The following is an 18,518-nucleotide window of genomic DNA, read 5'->3' as shown; positions in this document are numbered from 1 at the left end:
TCCCGTTCATCAGTGGTACGTCCTGCGCTGGTCGGGCGGCGGGATGCGCGCGCCCTTGTACTCGACCGGGATCCCGCCGAGCGGGTAGTCCTTGCGCTGCGGGTGTCCGCGCCAGTCGTCGGGCATCATGATGCGGGTCAGCGACGGATGGCCGTCGAACAGGATGCCGAAGAAGTCGTAGGTCTCGCGCTCGTGCCAGTCGGTCGTGGGATACACCGAATACAGCGACGGGATGTGGGGATCGGCGTCGGGCGCCGAGACCTCCACGCGCACACGGCGGTTGTGGGTGATCGAGAGCAGATGGTACAGCGCGTGCAGTTCGCGTCCGGTGTCGACGGGGTAGTGCGCGCCGCTGACGCCCAGGCACAGCTCGAACCGTAGGCCCTGATCGTCGCGCAGGGTCCGGGCGACGACTGGCAGGTGCTCGCGGCGCACGTGCAGGGTCAGCTCGTCGCGGTCCACCACGATCTTCTCGATCGCGGCGGCGAACACGGTGTCGGACAGGGCCCTTGCCAGGGCGGTGACCACCTCGTCGAAGTAGCCGCCGTAGGGCGAGGGCGTGCTGCCGGGCAGGCTCAGCGTGCGGATCAGGCGGCCGTACCCGGAGGTGTCTCCGGTGCCGCTGACGCCGAACATGCCGCGGCGCACGCCGATCACCTCCTGCAGGGGCGCGGTCGGCTCGGCCTGCTCCGGCTTGCCGCCGGATTGCGCTGTGCTGGCTGGATCTTCGGTCACCGCAACCTCCGGTGGGCCCTGGGTGGTGGGGGAGTCGAATGTCATCGCAACAGCCCCTTCAGCTGGATGGTGGGGGTGTACTCCAGCGCGGCCTGCTCCGCGGCCCGGATGGCCTCCTCGCGGTTGACACCGAGGGGCATCTCCTGGATCTTCTCGTGCAGCTTCAGAATCGCGTGCAGCAGCATCTCCGGCCGGGGCGGGCAGCCCGGGAGGTAGATGTCCACGGGCACAACGTGATCCACGCCCTGCACGATCGCGTAGTTGTTGAACATGCCGCCCGAGGAGGCGCAGACCCCCATGGCCAGCACCCATTTCGGCTCGGTCATCTGGTCGTACACCTGGCGCAGGACCGGCGCCATCTTCTGGCTGACGCGCCCGGCCACAATCATCAGATCGGCCTGCCGGGGTGAGGCGCGGAAGACCTCCATGCCGAATCGGGCGCTGTCGAACCGGCCCGCGCCCGTGGCCATCATTTCTATTGCGCAGCAGGCCAGGCCGAACGTTGCCGGCCACAGCGAACCCTTGCGCATGTATCCGGCGAACTGCTCGACCGTGCTGAGCAGGAAGCCGCTGGGCAGTTTTTCCTCGAGACCCATATGAAGACCGACTCACTTCCCGTGCTGGAAAATCTACGATCCCGGAATGACCGGGACGCCGGACGGATGTATGTGGTGCGCGCCGCGCCTTCAGTCCCAGCTCAGCCCGCCGCGCCGCCACTCGTAGGCATAGGCGACCGAGACGTTGAAGATGAACAGCGCCATCGCGACCAGGCCGAACACACCGAGCGCATCGAAGTGGACCGCCCACGGATACAGGAAGACGATCTCGATGTCGAAGATGATGAACAGCATCGCGGTGAGGTAGTACTTGACCGGAAAGCGTTGTCCGGCAGCGTTTCCGGGACCACCGGCGACCGCGTGCGGCGTCGGCTCGATACCGCATTCGTAGGCCTCGAGTTTGGCCTTGTTGAGACGTTTGGGACCGACCAGGGCGGCGAGCAGGATCGAGCCGAGCCCGAAGGCCGCGGCGACCGCGCCGAGAACGAGTGTGGGAACCTCATTATTCACAACTGCACAACCCCTTTTCGGTGTCCTCGGACGGCAGCAGCCGAGGCGGGGCTGACATCGTCGTCTGCCGGGCCAGTCTCGCCCCCGTGGGCGCGCTCGGGCGTGGGCGTAAGGGGACCTGACGTGGACGGGTACTGATACCAACGCCCGCACTCATGTGAGCTAGGGCACAGCTTACAACCGTTCCTTCTCAATACCAGCGGTTTGGCGGCTGCGTTTGATCGAATTCAGAACTGTCACTTATTACCGAACCGGCGTAATCGGGACGATGAAACGGCGAAGCCCCCTTCCATGAACGGAAGAGGGCTTCGCAGCAGTTCGGAGTCAGGCGGCCTGTGTGTTCCGCAGCAGCGCGACCACGGCCTGGGTAAGTTCGAACGGATCGATCGGATGCGGCACCGCGGCCTCGGCCCGCGACCAGTTCGCCAGCCAGGCGTCGTCCGGGCGGCCGGTCAGCACCACGATCGGCGGGCAGTCGGAGACCTCGTCCTTGAGCTGCTTGGCCACGCCCATGCCGCCGGTCGGGGCGGACTCGCCGTCGAGAATGGCCAGATCGATGCCGCCCGCGTCGAGCTGCTCGACGACCACCGGCGCGGTGGCCACCTCCAGATACTCCAGGGGCGGCAGCTCGGGGTGCGGACGAGTGCCCAGCGCCAGCATCACCTGGCGGCGGGTGTCGGAATCGCTGCTGTACACGAGAACCCGCAGCACGGCGGGACGGTTCGCATCGGCCACGTGGGCGATCGTACGTCCGCACCGGGCCCGCGCGTGGCAGGTTCACGTGGACTCGGGGTTTCCACAAGCGGGACGTTGATCGTCACCAAGCGAATCGATGCTGGTCACCCGAGGGAAAACGCGAGATGCTGGATATTCGGGGACGGCGAACGACGGACGGTGGCGCTATGCGAATTTCGGAGATTCTACGGGCGAAGGGCAGCGACGTGGTCACGATCGGGCCGCAGGCCACGGTGCGTGAACTACTGGGGGTGCTGGCCGAGCACAATGTCGGCGCGGTGGTGGTGTCCGCGGACGGTCTCACGCTCGACGGCATCGTCTCCGAGCGCGACGTCGTGCGGCGCCTGCACCGCGTCGGTGCCGACCTGCTGGACCGGCCGGTGTCCGAGATCATGACGATGGTGGTGCACACCTGCTCGCCCGACGACCGTGCCGAGACCCTGCGCTCGACAATGACCGAGCATCGGATCCGCCACCTGCCGGTGGTGGCCAACGGGCGGATGGTCGGCATCGTGAGCATCGGGGACGTGGTCAAGAGCGCCATATCGGAGTTGCAGACCGAGCGCGAACATCTGGTCCAGTACCTGCACGGCTGACAAAGGCCGGGGGATCCGGGGAGATACGTTGCGGGACACCGCATCCCCTGAATGAGGTGAGCCCCGCCCCGCCCGCTCCGCCGCGGCCCGGCCCGCGGGCGGGGGCGCATCTGCGGCAAATTCGCCGCGTCGCCGAGGCCGCTCGCGTCTGCCGGGTATCCGCGGGGCGCGCGGTCCCGAATCAGGGGTAAGGATTCGGGCGGGCGCGGATTGCGGCTGCAGCACGCGCTGTCCTCGCGGATCGTCGTGGAGCAGGCCAAAGGGGTGGTGGCGGGGGCGCGGCGCATCACCCCCGAGGCCGCGTACACGCTGATCCGCGGGCATGCGCGCCAGCGCCGGATCGGCGTGCACGAGGTCGCGTGGGCGATTGTCGAGCTCGGGTTACGGTTGTAGCACGGCGGCGCAATCGCGGGTGCTGGCAATCGTGCGCGATCGCGGCTACGCCGAGGAAACCCGCCAGGACGTGTATCTGCAGATCTGGCGCAGCGCCGCGGAATTCGACGAACAGCGCGGCTCGGCGGTGGCGTGGCTGCGCACCCTCGCGCACCGCCAGGCAGTGAACCGGGTACGGCACGAGCGGGCCGGCGCCGATCACGAACATGCCTGGGGCGTCGCCGATCACCGGCCGCCGGTTGATTCGGTGCTCGAGGAGACGCTGCTGCGGCACGAATTACGATCCGGAGGTGGCCGCGCATCTCGGCGTGCAGGTCTCGACGGTGAGCATCCGTGGCACACTGGCGCGCCTGCACGCGGCGTTGAGCGAGGCGGACCTGTAACCGCGGCAAATTCGCTGGCCCGCAGCGCATTCGGCCCCCTCGCGCGGTCCGCCCGGTGCGGCGGTGACGGCCCGTATTAAGGTCGGTGGCGCACCGCGACGACGGCCGGCAGCTCCGGCCCCCGACCGTGAAGGAAAACCTATGCGCCGCACCGTGATAGCCGTGACTACCCTGGCCGCCGCCCTCGCCTGTGGCGCGTGCGGGTCGTCGGGGGGATCGCACGGCTCCACCGCGGCCCCGAGTTCGGCGGCGGCCAGTTCGGCGGCCGCGCCGAGCTCCGCGCAGTCCGCGGGGGAGCAGTGCGGGTCCCAGGCGTGGCCGCAGAAGCTGCCGGACTTCCGCGGAAAGCCCCTCGGCGACACGGTGGTCGGCGCGGCCCTGTGCTACGACATCACCTCGATCACCGCCGCCGACGGCACCGACGTCATGCACGATGCGAAGGCGATGACGAAACCGTGGACGGTGACGGCGGAGACGCCCGCGCCGGGCACCTCGGTCACCGCACAGACACCGATCGTGCTGAAAGTGTCAGCGGCACACTAGGACCGGAATCGCCCGCTATTTCCCGACGGTCCGGGCGAACTGCTCCGGGTAGCGGGCGCCCGCGACATCCTTGGTCGCCTCCTCGATCCTGCTGAGATCCTCGGCCGTGAGGGTGATGTCGGCCGCGGCGATGTTCTGCTCGAGATAGGCGCGGCGCTTGGTTCCCGGGATCGGGACGACGTCGTCGCCTCGGCTCTGCACCCAGGCCAGGGCCAGCTGACCCGCCGTCAGACCCTTCTCGCCGGCGAGGGCGCGCAGCTCGGTGACGATGGCCAGATTGCGGTCGAAGTTGCCGTCGGCGAAGCGAGGCATGAAGCGCCGCATGTCGTCCGCGGGAAGATCCGCGGTGGAGGTGATGGCGCCGGTGAGCATGCCACGCCCCAGCGGGGAGAACGGCACGATGCCGATGCCCAGCTCGCGGCACGTCGGCAGCACCTCGTCCTCGATGCCGCGGGTCCACAGCGACCATTCGCTCTGCAGTGCGGTCACCGGGTGCACGGCGTGGGCGCGCCGGATGGTCTCCGCGGACGCCTCGGAGATGCCGGCGTAGCGGATCTTGCCCGCGGCCGCGAGCTCCGCCAGCGCGCCCCAGGTCTCCTCGATCGGGACGTTCGGGTCGACGCGATGCTGGTAGTACAGGTCGATGTGATCGACCCCGAGCCGGGCCAGCGACTGGTCACAACACTGCTTCACGTAGGCGGCATCGCCGCGCGCCCGTTGGCCGTCCTCGTCGAAGATGATGCCGAACTTGGTTGCCAGCACCACCTGATCCCGCCGCCCCGCGATGGCCCGGCCGACGAGCTTCTCGTTCGTTTCGGGACCGTAGACATTGGCGGTGTCGAGCAGGGTGACGCCCAGCTCGAGCGCCCGGTGGATCGTCGCGATCGACTCGTCGTCGTTGTCGCGGACTCCGTAGGCCTGACTCATGCCCATGCAACCCAGACCCTGCGCGCCGACGGTCAGCTCGCCGAGCTTCCTGGTCTCGATCATGGAACCCTCCCTAACGCCGCAATTCGAGGGCGGGCCGCGCCCGCCGCATCCGACGCTACGACCTGGAGTGCACTCCAGGTCAAGCCGGGCTACTCGTCGAGCAGGTCCACAACCTTGGTGAGAGTGGTTGCCAGGGAGCGGCGTTCGTCGTCGTCGAGGGTGTCCAGTGCCTGGGCGAAGCGCTGGATGCGCGCGGAGGTGAGGCCGTTGACCAGATCGGTGGCGGGTGCGGTCGCGGACAGGACCTGGGCCCGGCCGTCGATCGGATCGGGGCTGCGCTCGACGTATCCGGCCTTCTCGAGCACTGTGACGATGCGCGACATCGTCGGCGCGCTGACGCGTTCGACGCCGGCCAGATCGCCCAGCCGCATCGGCCCGGAGCGCACCAGGGTGGCCAGCGCCGCCGCCGAGCCCGTGCTGAGCGAGCCGAGATCCCCGGCGCGGCGCAGCAGTCTGGTGATCCGGCCGACGGCCACGTAGATGTCCGCGGCCTCGGCGAGGCGATCGGCGCTGCGCTGCTGCATCATCGGGTGCTGTCTCCTCGCTGAATCATCCGGCCAATCGGTCCCCGTGCGGCATCGTCCTTGGCAGCAAGTATGCCCGCCGTGGCATCGGTCCGGCGCCGTGGCCCGGTGGTGTCTCGTTCCGGCTACCGGGGGATCTCACGACGCTGGGCGACGGTCGTTCGTACCGTCGCCCAGCGTCGTGGTTCGGGTGTTCTGTTATTCGGTGTCGGCGGCGTGCCGGGCGGTGAGGCCGTTTCCGTTGTGGCCGTTGCCGTTCACATGATTGCGGTGCGAGCCGTGACCGTGCAGGCCGTTGCCCGCGGCGGCGCTGTGCACACCGTTGCCGTTGTGCCCGTTGCCGTTCGGTTCGTGCGCGCCGTCGTACCCGAGCCGCAGATCGTGCCCGATCTGCCCGCCCGCGACGACGACCCGGCTCGTCACCGGCGGGTAGCCGCTGGCCACGACCGTGTAATCGCCCTCGGACAGATCGCTCACCCGGTACCAGCCGTCCTCGTCGGTACGGGCGGAACCCAGCACCGCGCCACTGGCGTCGTGCACGACGACCTGCGCATCGGCCACGGCCCGGCCGCCGGCCCCGCGGATCGTGCCGGTGAGCACCGCCATCGGGGCCAGCTCGATGTTGTGCCGGAGCTGTCCGCTGTCGGGCACCGTCAGGGTGATGGCGCTGGGTCGCATGTGTTCGGCCACGGCGACCAGCGTGTACACGCCCGACACCACGCCCTGGCAGCTGTAGCCACCGTCGGCGCCGGAGACCGCGGCTCCCACGACCTCGCCGCGCATATCGGTGAGGGTGATGGTGGCATCGGCCACCGGGCGGGCGTCCACGGTGTGCACGATGCCCGACAGCTCGCCCGCGCCCTGCAGCGGGATGTCCAGGCGCTGGGGGTGGCCGGCGACCACGAGGTTGACCGCCGCGGGCTGATGACCGCCCGCCGAGACGATCAGCACGTAGCTGCCCGGCGCGGGCGGCTCCAGGACGAAGTCGCCGGTGATGCTGCCGGTCGCCCGCGAAACCTGGTGTCCGCGTTGGTCGATCAGCGTCAGTGCCGCCCCGGGGACGGCGCTGCGGTCCGCGTGGGTGATCCGGCCGCTGACCGTGCGTCCCTCCGCAGCCAGTGGCCGTACGGTCGGCGCGGGCAGGCGGGTGGTCGCCGCGGCCGTGTTCGCCGTGCCGGTGTTCGCGGTGGCGGCGACCAGGGTGCGGTCGATGTCGTCGCCCATGCCCTCGCGGGTGGCCTCGGCGAGCTCGGCCGCCTCGTCCGCGACGTAGTCGCTCTTGGCGAACCAGGACGCGATCGAGCCCAGCAGCATCATCACCGCGGCGGCGATGAAGACCGCGACCAGCCCGGAGTGGAACGGACCCGAGATCAGGTGCGGGAAGAACGACTGCCCGGTGATGGTGTCGCCGTTGACGCCGGGGGCGTTGAGGATCTTCGGGCCCAGCAATTCCTTGAACGGGTTGTACCCGAGGAAGGTGGCGAACAGGCTGCCGACGGGCGGCATGTTCGCCAGCTGGCTCGCGGCCTCGCCGGGCACGCCCTGCGCGAGCAGGCCCGAATTCATCGCCCCGGGAAGGGTGTTGGACAGCCCGGCGATCATCAGGGAGAAAAACACGCCGATCGACAGCGCCATGCCGCCGTTCATCAGCGTTCCGCGCATGCCCGAGGCGACGCCGCGCTGCGAGGCCGGCACCGCGGACATGATCTCGGCGGTGTTGGGCGAGGTGAAGATGCCCGTGCCGAGGCCGTTGAGCAGGATGACGACCGCGAAGACCCAGTAGTTGAAGTCGACCGGCAGGATCACCAGCAGCACGAAGGTGATCGCGGCCAGCAGTAGGCCACTCGCGGCGAAGACGCGCCCGCCGTACCGGTCCGACAGCCAGCCCGAGACCGGGCCCGCGACCAGGAAGCCGATGGTCAGCGGCAGCATGTAGATGCCCGCCCACAGCGGGGTGTCCTCGAAGTTGAAGCCGTGCAACGGAAGCCAGATGCCCTGCAGCCAGATGATGAGCATGAACTGCATGCCGCCGCGGCTGACGGAGGCCATCAGACTCGCGAAGTTGCCCAGCGCGAAGGTCTTGTTGCGGAACAGCTTCATGTTGAACATGGGCTGCTTGGAGTAGACCTCGATGAAGCAGAACGCGATCAGCACCACGATGCCGCCGATCACCCCGGTCAGTACCCACGGGTTCGTCCAGCCGGTCTTGGAGTTGCCGTAGGGCTGGATGCCGTAGTTGATTCCGGTCAGCAGGGCCGTGAGGCCCACCGCGAACGCGACGGTGCCGGGGATGTCGATCGAGCCGGGCGTGCGCTGGCCGTTGTCGTGCAGGGAGCGGTAGGACCAGATGGTGCCGATGATGCCGAACGGCACGCTGACCCAGAACACCGCCTTCCAGTCCCATTCGGCGAGCAGGCCGCCGACGAGCAGGCCGATGAACGAACCGGCAACGGCGGCAACGGAGTTGATGCCCAGCGCGACGCCGCGCTGTTTGGCCGGGAAGGCGTCGGTGAGGATGGCCGCGGAGTTGGCCATGAGCATCGCGCCACCGATGCCCTGGATGACGCGCCAGGCGATGAGCCATATCGCGCCGCCCCCGACGTCGAACGGGTCGAATGAGAGCGCTATCGCCGAGACCGTGAAGACGACGAAGCCGGCGTTGTAGATCTTGACGCGGCCGTACATGTCGCCGAGCCGGCCGAACATGACCACGAGCACCGCGGAGGTGAGCAGGAAGCCCATCAGCAGCCACAGCAGGTAGCTGACGTTGGCGGGTTCGAGCGGGTTGAGGTGGATGCCCCGGAAGATCGCGGGCAGCGAGATGATCACGATCGAGGAGTTGATGGTGACCATCAGCATCCCGAGCGTGGTGTTCGACAGCGCCACCCACTTGTAGTGCGGGTGATCGCGGTCGACGCGCAGGCGCCGGCGGATCGTCTGGACGTCACCGACGTCCAGGTCGGCGGGTGTTTGTGCGGAAGCCAAGGTCCCTCTCCCCGAAGTACGCGATCTGAACAATGCTTGATCCAATATAGTTGCAATATGCTAACTAACTAAATCCTGGGGGTGGGGAATTCGTCACATCGCGGGCGGGAATACGCGCGGGCGTGCTGACCGGCCCACGAGAGCGCTCTGGACGCCGCGATCCTGCCCACCCCCGAATAGGGGGTCGGCGCCGGGAATAGCGTCGAGGCGCTCCGCGTTGGCGCGGACATGCGCTATGCGATCTCGATTCCGCAGTTCTACGCCGACGGTGAATTCGATCCCGACGCGTTCCGGGCCAGGATGCAACGCATCGAGGAGCTGGGTTTCGACAGCGCCTGGACACAGGAGCAGGTGCTGACGATGGCGCAGATGCCGCAGCTGGGCGCCATCGAGACCATGACCTTCGCCGCGGCAGCCACCTCCCGGATTCGGGTGGGGTGTTCGGTGTTCGTGAGCTCGCTGCACAATCCGGTGCATCTGGCGCGGTCGCTGAGCACGCTGGATCAGCTCTCGCGCGGGCGCCTGGACGTGGGTGTGGGGTACGGCGGCAAGGGCCGGATGCTGTCCGCGTTCGGCATCGAGGCCGAGGGGCTGTTGACGCGGTTCACCGAGGGTGTCGAGGTGATGCGGGCGCTGTGGAGCGAGCCGAGCGTGAGCTTCGAGGGGCGGTTCTGGCAATTGCAGGGGGCGCGCATGGAACCCAAGCCCTTCCAGAAGCCCGGTCCGCCGGTCTGGTTCGGCGGCGGGCACGCCAAGGCGCTGCGCCGGGCGGCCCGGCTGGGTGACGGCTTCTTCGGCGCGGGATCGACCACCACCGAGGCCTTCGCCGAGCAGGTGCGGACCCTGCGCACGGAAGTGGCCGCCGCCGGTCGCGATCCGGAGACGTATCCGATCGCCAAACGGGTGTACGTCGTCATCGACGACGACGCGGCCCGGGCACGCGCCCTGGTCGCCCAGAACCTCGAGAAGCTGTACGGCTCACCGGCATTCGCGCCGGTCGCGGTGGCGGGCACACCGTCGGATGTGGTTGCGGGCGTGCGGAGTGTGATCGATGCCGGGGCCGAGCTGGTGCTGTTCACCCCGATGGTCGAGGACCCCCAGCAGGCCGAACGCATTGCCGCCGAGGTGATTCCGCAACTGGGCTGATGTTTCGGCGGGTGGCGACCGTGCCGTTTGCCGTGCCCTGTCACCCTCCGAATCCAGGACGGTCGTCGAACTGCTCACTCGGGTGATCGGCACCCGCTGATCCGGTTAGGGCCGCCGGCAGGAATCGGTCGGATCTGCCCGCCGCCAGGGGCAGTGGCGGGCAGACCGTGGGCGGAGTGTCTGGATCAGATCTCCGGGTGCGTGTGCGTCCACTGACCGACACCGCAGACGCAGTAGGACACTGCCGCGCTGTAGTCCACCTCGATGTCGATCGGGCCGGTCGTGGGCATCCGCTGCAGATCCAAGATGTCGGTGGTGGCCGCATCGATCTCAATGGTGTTGGTGGGCATGGTGATTCACCTCCTCTCGGAGCCGCTCTCGAAGGCCGGGAATCCGGCCCTCCTGGGTCCGTGGGGCACGTCGTCGGCCGTCCAGGGTCGGCGACCGCCGTGCAGCAGGCGCAGCAGGAACGAGGCGACCCCACCCGTTCCCAGGGCGTAGGAGACGCTGATTCCGGCGCGGTCCGCGTCGGGCACCAGCCAGCGTCCCTCCCGCCGGACGCGCATGCCCCACAGCTGATTACCGATGGATCGGGCCGCCTCGCGATAATGAGCCTCTCCCGTCGCGGCGGCGAGATCGAGGAGCAACTCGCCGTCCCCGGACAGGCCGTGACATGCGCACGCGGGCGCCCCCGTTCGCCCGGCCAGAACCGCGCGAGCCGCGGCCCGCGCGGTCGCGAGGGATTGCTCGTCGCCCGTGAACCACCACAGCCGGACCAGGAAGGTCGCGATGCCCGATGACCCGTGACACCAGTGCCCGCGGTACAGCGGCGCGTTCGGCGAGCCCTCAGCCCACCACGCCTGATCGTCGCGATGGAGCGCGGCCTTGCCGATGCGACGGCCGCACTCGAGCGCCTGGCCGATCAGGGCCTCATCGTCCAGCATCGCCCCGCCGACCAGCAGCCCGTAGCCGATCCCGGCCGTCCCGTGTGCGAAGCCGTGGTCGGTGACGGCATCGGGCGCGCCGGCTGGGCTGCCCTCCTCGATCGATGCCTGCCGGGCCGCGAGGTCGGCGCACAGCACCACGAGCCGGTCGCGGATCGCGCCGGCCTCGGCGGGTGTCAGGCCGAATGCTGCCGCGCCCTGCAGGAGGCCGGCGTGCGCGACGATGGAACCCGCAGTGCCATACAAGAATTCGTCGTTGGAAGGCGGTGCAGAGGGCAGCCGGGTCATGATCGCGGGGCTGGGTGGCCGGCGGCCGGGCCGGGCCGCGGCGTACGCGAGGCCCAGCGCCCACGCGATCCCCGCGTCGCCCACCATGAGGCCGGGCTGTCGCACGCCATCGGGCTGGTGATGGTCGGCCAGCCAGGCGGCCGCCTCGGCGAGGACCGGCGGCACACCCGGGTGGTTTCCGGTGGCGGCGGCGCGGGCGAGCACCCCGACCACGCCGGCCACACCGGAGTAGACGTCCAGGGGCGTCTCGTGTTTGCGGTAGTCGCCGAAGTTCCACGGTCGCGGCGAGCCGGGCGTCCATGTGGCCACGAGATGTTCCACCAGGTCGGCGGCGAGCGTCCGGGGCCCCTCCTCGGTGTGCACTTCTGTTCCCGCGGGTCCGGCCGTCACCCACGACCCCAGCCGGGAAGTGACCTGGTGCAACGACGGTCGCGCGGTGGGATCGTCGTCCAGTAGCGCGACGATGAGACCTGTCATGGCCGCGAGCTGCCGGCTCGGGGCGCCGCGCGCGAGCAATTCCGACAGGCGTGCCGCGATCGGTCGTGCCGGCGGGTCCTCGGCTGCGAGCTGCGGCGCGCGACCGGTGCACATGTAGTAGAGCACCGCGCCGAGCGAGTACAGGTCGTTGGCGGGCCGCGCGGGCTTGCCCGCCCGCTGCTCGGGCGCGTTGAAGCCCGGCGTCCCGACGATGCGGGGCGCGGTCCCGCTGAACGCGGCGTATTCGACGTCGCAGATCCGAATCGTGGGTCCCTCCGAGGAATCCTCCACCAGGAGATTCGTCGGGCTCAGATCCCGGATTACCAGCCCGCGCGAGTGGAACGCCCCGATCGCCGCACACAGCCGTGAGATGGCTGCCGACAGGGCCGAATCGCTGCCGTCGCCGCCATAGGGGCCGGGCTGGAACCGTCGCGCCCATCGGTCCAGGCGGGTGCCGCGCACATATTCCTCGGCAAGGAACAGGTCGCCGTCGTGCTGGAACAGCGCCACGGGCACCGGTGTGACGCCGGTGGCCGCGAGCAGGTGCAGCACGGACCATTCGTTGCCCAGGAAGGATCGCGCGTCGAGACCGTCGGCGCCCGCGCCGATATGGGGTCGCGCCTGTTTGACGACGATGAGGGCATCGGCGTTGTCCGACTTCAGGTCTCGGGCCAGGTATACCCCGCCCTTCGCGGTCAGCTGCAGCGCCTGGCCGACCAGAAACCGGTCCGCCAGCAGCACCCCACCGGACCGCCCGCGGACCGGTCCGCTGCCCGCGGCTCGGTGTGGCTGCCGGAACGCCTCGGGAGGCGTTGTCCAGGGCGGGAATTCGAACCACGGCCTGCGCCGGTCCTCGACTCGCTCCCCGTCCGGGGTGGTGATGGCCGGTCGGAGATCCCCTGCGGCCGAGACGGTGTACATGGCCCGGAAGGCGCCGTATCGGCAGGAGACCAGGCTGCCGGGCCGGTACGGCAGGTCCGATAGCACAACGGGTCCGTACAGGCCCGTCAGTCGCGCGTCGAGCTCGGCGGCGAGGACGCCGCAGGTATCGTTGTTGGGCGGGTAGACGGTGATGAATTTGCCGGCGCTCTCGCGGGCGGAGTGCATATCGGACAGCGATTCGAGGGATGCGAGACCGCGGGCGATCTTGAATGCCGACCGACCGGAGACCAGGACGGGCAGCACACGGTCCAGAATTTCCCTGGCGGACAGCACGGTTCCCGAAATATGCAGCTTCCAGCCCTGCGGACGAGGCAAACCTGCCTGCGGCACAACGTAATTCCACTCGTCGTCCGCGCGGAAAGACCATCGCCCGCCGATGTCGGCCACGAGGGCGCGACGAATACGACCCTCGATGTTCCAGCCGGCGGAATCCTCACCCTCCGCCTCGAGCGCAGGATCGAATTCCGCCATACGAGAACAAAGTACACGAACTGGACATTCGGTATGGCCGTTCCGGGCCAGTGGTTTTCGGCCACATCAGGGGCACTTCAGCCGCGTTCGGGCGGCGCGGCAACCGGTTCGAAGGCGGCCGCGACCGATGCGCGGAGCAGGTGGTCGATGAACAGGCGGGCCGGTGGGGTGGGGTTGCGGGTGGTGACCGCGTGCCAGGGGCGGTCCAGCGGGGTGCCCTCGACCCGCAGGATCTCGAGATGCCCTGCGGCGACGGGGGATTCGATGGCATCGCCGTGAATCAGGGTGACGCCCAGGCCCTCCCGGGCGGCGGCCAGGACCGCGCCGTGGGTGCCCAGGGTGAGGGTGGGCGGGCGGATCTGCAGGCGCTCGAGCAGGGCCAGGGTGGTGTCGCGGGTGCCCGAGCCGTCGCCACGCAGCAGCCAGGTGGCGGTGAGCGGATCGGGCCAGCGTCCGGCCGAGCCGACGACGACCAGGCGGCTCGGGCGGCGCGCGCGGATGACCAGGCCCGCGTCGCCGGGCGGGCGGCCCGCGATCACCAGATCGGTTTCGTGGTGCAGTAATTCCAGGAACAGCACATCGCGGGGATGGATGGACAGGCCCACCTCGATATCGGGATAGCGGTCCCGGAACGAGGCCAGCGGGCGCAGCAGCACATATTCCCCGGCGGTGGCGACGACGCCGATTCGCAACCGTCCGGTTTCCGCGCGGCGCACCGCGGCCTGCGCCTCCTGCATCAATCCCAGGATGCTGCGGCAGTATTCGGCGTAGACGCGGCCGGCCTCGGTGAGCGTAATACCCCTGCCGGATTTCGCTATCAATTTGGCGCCGAGCTGCCGCTCGATATGGGCGACCGAGGCCGAGGCGGCGGCCTCGGTGACGTGCAGCTGGGCCGCGGCCCGGCGAATGCTGCCGTGCCGCGCCACGGCCAGGAACGTTTCCATGCGCGCCGCACTGACCGTTCCCATTACCCGACGGTAGCAAACTCAACCTTTCGATTGAGCGAGACGAGAAACAATCGAATTGTCCGCCGGCGCGCACGCCCGCATCCTGGATCCAGTCCCGAGTTGTCCTGGCGGAGGAGGAAATATGACCGGCGAATCCCCTCGCGAACGCTGGGATCCGGGCGTGCAGTCCTATGCGTCGATGGGCTACTACGACGCGGATTACCACCCGAAGGACACCGATGTGCTCGCGGTGTTCCGGGTGACACCGCAGGCGGGCGTGGATCCGATCGAGGCCGCCGCGGCGGTCGCGGGCGAATCCTCCACGGCCACCTGGACCGTCGTGTGGACCGACCGTCTCACCGCGCACGACCGCTACCGCGGCCGGTGCTACCGCCTGGACGCGGTGCCCGGCCGGACGGGGGAGTATTTCGCCTACATCGCCTACGATCTGGATCTGTTCGAGGAGGGGTCGATCACGAACCTGACCTCCTCGGTAATCGGCAATGTGTTCGGGTTCAAACCCCTTGCCGCACTCCGCCTCGAGGACATGCGGATCCCGGTGGCGTATGTCAAGACCTTTCCCGGTCCGCCGCACGGAATTGTGACCGAACGGGAATATCTGAACAAGTACGGGCGCCCGCTGCTGGGGGCGACCGTGAAACCCAAGCTGGGGCTGTCCGCGCGCAACTACGGACGGGTGGTGTACGAGGCGTGCCGGGGCGGACTGGATTTCACCAAGGACGACGAGAACATCAACTCACAGCCGTTCATGCGCTGGCGCGACCGCTATCTGTTCGCCATGGAGGGCGTCAACCGGGCCATCGCCGAAACCGGTGAGCTCAAGGGGCATTACCTGAATGTCACCGCGGCCACCATGGAGGACATGTACGAGCGCGCGGAATTCGCGAAATCGCTGGGCAGCGTGATCGTCATGATCGATCTGACGGTGGGCTACACCGCGATGCAGTCGATGTCGAACTGGGCCCGCCGCAACGGCATGCTGCTGCACCTGCACCGGGCCGGGCACTCCACCTACACCAGGCAGAAGACCCACGGGGTGAGCTTCCGGGTGCTGGCCAAGTGGTGCCGCCTGATCGGTGTGGATCATCTGCACGCGGGCACCGTGATAGGCAAGCTCGAGGGCGACCCGCACACCGTCACCGGGTTCTACGATACGTTGCGCGACAACCACATTCCGTGCAACTCCGGCAACGGGATCTTCTTCGACCAGGACTGGGCGAGCCTGCCGGGGGTGATGCCGGTGGCCTCGGGCGGTATTCACGCCGGCCAGATGCATCAGCTGCTGGAGTTGTTCGGCGACGACGTGGTGCTGCAGTTCGGCGGCGGCACCATCGGTCATCCGATGGGGATCGCCGCGGGCGCCGAGGCCAACCGGGTGGCGCTGGAGACGGTGGTCAAGGCCCGCAACGAGGGCCGGGATCTGCTGCGGGAGGGCCCGGATGTGCTGCGCGCGGCGGCGCGGGGCAACCGCCCGCTGGAGGCGGCGCTGGCGGTGTGGGGCGAGGTCACCTTCGAATACACCTCCACCGACGCCCCCGACGCCGTGCCGACGGTCACGAGATAGAAAGGCCCGCAATGTATTTGCGTCAGGGTACCTTCAGTCATCTGCCCGAGCTGACCGATGCCGAGATCGGCGCGCAGGTCCGCTACGCGCTGCTGAACAATTGGCCGGTGTCCATCGAGTACACCGACGATCCGCATCCCCGCAACGTGTACTGGGAGATGTGGGGGCTGCCGCTGTTCGACCTGGACGAACCGGACGGGGTCCTGGCCGAGGTCGAGGCCTGCCGCGCGGCGTTCCCGCGGTACTACATCCGCGTCACGGCGTACGACGCGAGTTACGGCCGCCAGACCACGGCACTGAGTTTCCTGGTGAATCGGCCTGCCGAGGAGCCAGGATTCCGGTTGGCGCGCAGCGATTCTCAGGATCGGCGGCAGGTGTACAACCTGCACCCGTATGCCACCGACGCGCCCTCCGGTGAGCGCTACGAGCCCGAGGCACGCCGATGAGCGGACCGGATACAGCATCCCGTCCGGCATCGTCCCGGCGTATCGGTGGCCGCGCCGGGAGGACGGCGAAGGAGGAGGCGCGGTGACAGGATCGCAGAGGCAAGCCCGTCACGGGTTGTTCCGGCGTCGCATGATTGGCGCCGGGGCGGCTGTGGCCGAGGAGGACCGGTGAGGACCGGCATCGGAACAGGCGGCTCCGCAACGGGATTCCGAATGTCCCGGCCCGGTGCCGAGGGCATGTCGGCGATCGGCGCCCCCGGCCCTGTCGGGCACGAGTCCGCCTCGGGCGCAGCGGGTTCGGATGAGGCCGTGAACGTCCCCGGCACGTCGCCAATTCTCGACGACGATGCCGAACTCGACCTCGCCACGGACGCAGCCGCACTGGAGGTGGACGGCACACTGGCCCGCCTGGACGCCGAACTCGTCGGCCTGGCCGCGGTCAAACGCCGGGTCCGGGAGATCGCGGCGCTGCTGCTGGTCGACCGGGCCCGCGCGCGGTTCGGCCTGGAATCCACCCGCCCGACCATGCACATGAGCTTCACCGGCGGGCCCGGCACCGGCAAGACGACCGTCGCGCTGCGCATGGCGGATCTGCTGCATGCGCTCGGTTATATCCGTAAACCGTTCGTGCACACCGTGACCCGCGACGATCTGGTCGGTCAGTTCATCGGTCACACTGCGCCCAAGACCAAGCAGGCCCTCGCGCGCGCGGCGGGGGGTGTGCTGTTCATCGACGAGGCCTATTACCTGTTCCGCCCGGAGAACGAGCGCGACTACGGGCAGGAGGTCATCGAGATCCTGCTGCAGGAGCTGGAAACCCACCGCACCGATCTGGTGGTGATCTTCGCCGGCTATCGCGATCGGATGGAGACCTTCTTCTCGGCCAATCCGGGCCTGTCCTCGCGGGTCGCGCACCACATCGAGTTCCCGGACTACACCCACGCCGAACTGCTGGCGATCGCCGGGCTGATGGTGCAGCGCGAGCACTTCCGGCTCGATGCCGACGGCATCACCGCCCTTGCGGAATACCTCGAATTGCGCATGGCTCGGCCGCGTTTCGCCAATGCCCGCAGCGTGCGCAACGCGCTGGACCGCTGCCGGCTGCGGCAGGCCAAGCGCCTGGTGGAGCTGGACCGTCCGCTGCGCCACGCGGACCTGATCACGCTCACCGCCGCGGATGTATACGGCAGCAGCGTGTTCGGCGAGTCGGGTGACCCGACCGGGGACGATCCGTGAGGAGTTGAGCAACGCCATGCCCGAGAGACTCGAGACGCTGACCCGGTACACGATCGAGCAGGAGCACCGCCATCCCGGCTCCTCCGGTGAGTTCTCCGCGCTGCTGAATGTGCTTGCCACGGCGACGAAGATCATCGCGAACCAGGTCACCCGCGGGCGCATCGCGGGCTGCGGGGACATGGACGCGCTGGCCAACGAGATCATGGTGTCCGAATCCCAGTGGACCGGACCGCTCTCGGCGCTGCTGTCGGAGCAGATGAGCGGATTCCATCCCGTGCCCGGTGAATTCCGGCGCGGGAAATACCTGCTGGCGTTCGATCCCCTGGACGGATCGTCCAATATCGACGTGAATCTGCCGGTGGGCACGATCTTCAGCGTGCTGCGCTCGCCCGAGGACGGTCGCGAGCCCAGCGGAGCGGACTTCCTGCAGCCGGGTGTGGCGCAGGTGTGTGCCGGTTTCACCCTGTACGGCCCGGCGACGATGCTGGTACTCACCACCGGCGACGGGGTCGACGGGTTCACCCTGGACCGGGAGATCGGCGCGTTCGTGCTCACGCATCCGCGCATGCGGATCCCGCAGGACACCTCGGGTTTCGCGATCAACGCCGCCAACGAGCGGTTCTGGGAGCGTCCGGTGCGCCGCTACGTGTCCGAATGCCTCGAGGGCGTGGAGGGCCCGCGCGGGCGCGATTTCAACATGCGGTGGGTGGCCTCGCTGGTCGCGGACACCTTCCACATCCTGACCCGGGGCGGGGTGTATCTGTATCCGCACGACGCGCGCAATCCGGCGTGCCCGGGGCGGGTGTCGTTGCTGTACGGCGCCAATCCGATCGCGCTGGTGGTCGAGCAGGCGGGCGGGGCCGCCATCACCGGGCACACGCGGGTGCTCGAGGTGCCGCCGCACGATCTGCACCAGCGGGTGCCGCTGATCTTCGGTTCGCGCAACGAGGTCGAGCGCATCGCGCGCTATCACCGCATGCCCGAGGAGGGGCCGCGGTTCGACGCGTCGCTGTTCGGTACCCGGTCGCTGTTCCGGCATCTGCACCCCTGAGCCGCGCGGTGCACCGGGAAGAGAAGGAGATGCG

At 68.8% G+C, this 18,518-nt stretch carries 19 protein-coding genes and 1 pseudogene; 9 read left to right on the top strand and 11 right to left on the bottom strand.

Annotated elements, in window-relative coordinates:
- Positions 1-9 precede the first annotated feature (9 nt).
- From ABH933_RS38360 to ABH933_RS38345, 4 genes are all read right to left on the bottom strand, one after another.
- Positions 10-735, bottom strand: coding sequence for an NADH-quinone oxidoreductase subunit C (locus ABH933_RS38360; RefSeq protein ID WP_429425255.1), 726 nt, complete (start codon positions 733-735; stop codon positions 10-12).
- Positions 736-776: 41 nt separating this feature from the next.
- On the bottom strand, positions 777-1,331 hold the full coding sequence (locus tag ABH933_RS38355) for a NuoB/complex I 20 kDa subunit family protein (protein ID WP_429425189.1): 555 nt from the start codon (positions 1,329-1,331) through the stop codon (positions 777-779).
- A gap of 90 nt (positions 1,332-1,421) precedes the next feature.
- Positions 1,422-1,802: an NADH-quinone oxidoreductase subunit A gene (locus ABH933_RS38350; RefSeq protein WP_215919967.1), complete on the bottom strand. Its 381-nt coding sequence runs from the start codon at positions 1,800-1,802 to the stop codon at positions 1,422-1,424.
- Between the two features lie 324 nt (positions 1,803-2,126).
- Complete coding sequence (locus ABH933_RS38345; RefSeq protein WP_372452113.1) at positions 2,127-2,537, bottom strand: hypothetical protein; 411 nt, start codon at positions 2,535-2,537, stop codon at positions 2,127-2,129.
- Between the two features lie 167 nt (positions 2,538-2,704).
- Here ABH933_RS38345 and ABH933_RS38340 point away from each other — a divergent pair, with 167 nt between their 5' ends.
- The 4 genes from ABH933_RS38340 (at position 2,705) to ABH933_RS38325 (ending at position 4,452) form a co-directional block, all read left to right on the top strand.
- Positions 2,705-3,133: a CBS domain-containing protein gene (locus ABH933_RS38340; protein ID WP_429425186.1), complete on the top strand. Its 429-nt coding sequence runs from the start codon at positions 2,705-2,707 to the stop codon at positions 3,131-3,133.
- Between the two features lie 210 nt (positions 3,134-3,343).
- Positions 3,344-3,526: an ANTAR domain-containing protein gene (locus tag ABH933_RS38335; RefSeq protein WP_429425184.1), complete on the top strand. Its 183-nt coding sequence runs from the start codon at positions 3,344-3,346 to the stop codon at positions 3,524-3,526.
- Positions 3,527-3,545: 19 nt separating this feature from the next.
- Entirely contained in the window at positions 3,546-3,989 is a 444-nt protein-coding gene (locus ABH933_RS38330; protein ID WP_429425182.1) for a sigma factor, read from the top strand.
- 82 nt (positions 3,990-4,071) lie between these two features.
- Positions 4,072-4,452 carry a hypothetical protein gene (locus tag ABH933_RS38325; RefSeq protein WP_429425179.1) on the top strand — a complete coding sequence of 127 codons (381 nt, stop codon included), beginning with the start codon at positions 4,072-4,074 and terminating at the stop codon, positions 4,450-4,452.
- 15 nt (positions 4,453-4,467) lie between these two features.
- On the opposite strand, the gene ABH933_RS38320 is transcribed toward ABH933_RS38325, so the two are convergent.
- The 4 genes and pseudogenes from ABH933_RS38320 to ABH933_RS38305 form a co-directional block, all read right to left on the bottom strand.
- Positions 4,468-5,442 (bottom strand): aldo/keto reductase, encoded by a 975-nt coding sequence (locus tag ABH933_RS38320; RefSeq protein WP_429425176.1) that lies wholly within the window; start codon positions 5,440-5,442, stop codon positions 4,468-4,470.
- 89 nt (positions 5,443-5,531) lie between these two features.
- A complete protein-coding gene (locus ABH933_RS38315; protein ID WP_429425174.1) occupies positions 5,532-5,969 on the bottom strand; it encodes a MarR family winged helix-turn-helix transcriptional regulator in 438 nt (145 codons plus the stop codon).
- A 195-nt stretch (positions 5,970-6,164) separates the two neighbouring features.
- Positions 6,165-6,803, bottom strand: coding sequence for an MSCRAMM family protein (locus ABH933_RS38310; RefSeq protein ID WP_429425253.1), 639 nt, complete (start codon positions 6,801-6,803; stop codon positions 6,165-6,167).
- Between the two features lie 36 nt (positions 6,804-6,839).
- Positions 6,840-8,951, bottom strand: a pseudogene (locus tag ABH933_RS38305) (MFS transporter); the annotation flags it as partial.
- A 228-nt stretch (positions 8,952-9,179) separates the two neighbouring features.
- Here ABH933_RS38305 and ABH933_RS38300 point away from each other — a divergent pair.
- Positions 9,180-10,097, top strand: a complete 918-nt coding sequence (locus tag ABH933_RS38300; protein WP_429425172.1) for an LLM class flavin-dependent oxidoreductase — start codon at positions 9,180-9,182, stop codon at positions 10,095-10,097.
- Positions 10,098-10,282: 185 nt separating this feature from the next.
- On the opposite strand, the gene ABH933_RS38295 is transcribed toward ABH933_RS38300, so the two are convergent.
- From ABH933_RS38295 to ABH933_RS38285, 3 genes are all read right to left on the bottom strand, one after another.
- Positions 10,283-10,447, bottom strand: coding sequence for a hypothetical protein (locus ABH933_RS38295; protein ID WP_429425170.1), 165 nt, complete (start codon positions 10,445-10,447; stop codon positions 10,283-10,285).
- A gap of 6 nt (positions 10,448-10,453) precedes the next feature.
- Entirely contained in the window at positions 10,454-13,219 is a 2,766-nt protein-coding gene (gene lanL, locus ABH933_RS38290) for a class IV lanthionine synthetase LanL (RefSeq protein ID WP_429425169.1), read from the bottom strand.
- Between the two features lie 77 nt (positions 13,220-13,296).
- Positions 13,297-14,187, bottom strand: a complete 891-nt coding sequence (locus ABH933_RS38285) for a LysR family transcriptional regulator (protein WP_429425167.1) — start codon at positions 14,185-14,187, stop codon at positions 13,297-13,299.
- A gap of 121 nt (positions 14,188-14,308) precedes the next feature.
- Between ABH933_RS38285 and ABH933_RS38280 the strand changes: the two genes are divergently transcribed.
- The 4 genes from ABH933_RS38280 to ABH933_RS38265 all read left to right on the top strand — a co-directional run bounded on the left by ABH933_RS38280 (position 14,309) and on the right by ABH933_RS38265 (position 18,484).
- Positions 14,309-15,751 carry a form I ribulose bisphosphate carboxylase large subunit gene (locus ABH933_RS38280; RefSeq protein WP_429425165.1) on the top strand — a complete coding sequence of 481 codons (1,443 nt, stop codon included), beginning with the start codon at positions 14,309-14,311 and terminating at the stop codon, positions 15,749-15,751.
- A gap of 11 nt (positions 15,752-15,762) precedes the next feature.
- The gene (locus tag ABH933_RS38275) at positions 15,763-16,197 is read left to right on the top strand and encodes a ribulose bisphosphate carboxylase small subunit (protein WP_429425163.1); all 435 of its coding nucleotides are present in this window, start codon (positions 15,763-15,765) and stop codon (positions 16,195-16,197) included.
- A 168-nt stretch (positions 16,198-16,365) separates the two neighbouring features.
- Positions 16,366-17,433: an AAA family ATPase gene (locus ABH933_RS38270; RefSeq protein ID WP_429425161.1), complete on the top strand. Its 1,068-nt coding sequence runs from the start codon at positions 16,366-16,368 to the stop codon at positions 17,431-17,433.
- 16 nt (positions 17,434-17,449) lie between these two features.
- On the top strand, positions 17,450-18,484 hold the full coding sequence (locus ABH933_RS38265; RefSeq protein ID WP_429425159.1) for a class 1 fructose-bisphosphatase: 1,035 nt from the start codon (positions 17,450-17,452) through the stop codon (positions 18,482-18,484).
- The last annotated feature ends 34 nt before the right edge of the window (positions 18,485-18,518 follow it).

Source organism: Nocardia sp. GP40 (assembly GCF_050434125.1).
In the GTDB taxonomy this organism is placed as follows: domain Bacteria; phylum Actinomycetota; class Actinomycetes; order Mycobacteriales; family Mycobacteriaceae; genus Nocardia; species Nocardia albiluteola.
This window is presented reverse-complemented; position numbering and strand designations above follow the sequence as displayed.

Bases quoted from the DNA above. Each gene is read 5' to 3' on its own strand.
- ABH933_RS38275 (WP_429425163.1), top strand. From the start codon at position 15,763: ATGTATTTGCGTCAGGGTACCTTCAGTCATCTGCCCGAGCTGACCGAT.
- ABH933_RS38355 (WP_429425189.1), bottom strand. From the start codon at position 1,331: ATGGGTCTCGAGGAAAAACTGCCCAGCGGCTTCCTGCTCAGCACGGTC.
- ABH933_RS38280 (WP_429425165.1), top strand. From the start codon at position 14,309: ATGACCGGCGAATCCCCTCGCGAACGCTGGGATCCGGGCGTGCAGTCC.
- ABH933_RS38295 (WP_429425170.1), bottom strand. From the start codon at position 10,447: ATGCCCACCAACACCATTGAGATCGATGCGGCCACCACCGACATCTTG.
- lanL (WP_429425169.1), bottom strand. From the start codon at position 13,219: ATGGCGGAATTCGATCCTGCGCTCGAGGCGGAGGGTGAGGATTCCGCC.
- ABH933_RS38265 (WP_429425159.1), top strand. From the start codon at position 17,450: ATGCCCGAGAGACTCGAGACGCTGACCCGGTACACGATCGAGCAGGAG.
- ABH933_RS38285 (WP_429425167.1), bottom strand. From the start codon at position 14,187: ATGGGAACGGTCAGTGCGGCGCGCATGGAAACGTTCCTGGCCGTGGCG.
- ABH933_RS38300 (WP_429425172.1), top strand. From the start codon at position 9,180: ATGCGCTATGCGATCTCGATTCCGCAGTTCTACGCCGACGGTGAATTC.
- ABH933_RS38315 (WP_429425174.1), bottom strand. From the start codon at position 5,969: ATGATGCAGCAGCGCAGCGCCGATCGCCTCGCCGAGGCCGCGGACATC.
- ABH933_RS38320 (WP_429425176.1), bottom strand. From the start codon at position 5,442: ATGATCGAGACCAGGAAGCTCGGCGAGCTGACCGTCGGCGCGCAGGGT.
- ABH933_RS38340 (WP_429425186.1), top strand. From the start codon at position 2,705: ATGCGAATTTCGGAGATTCTACGGGCGAAGGGCAGCGACGTGGTCACG.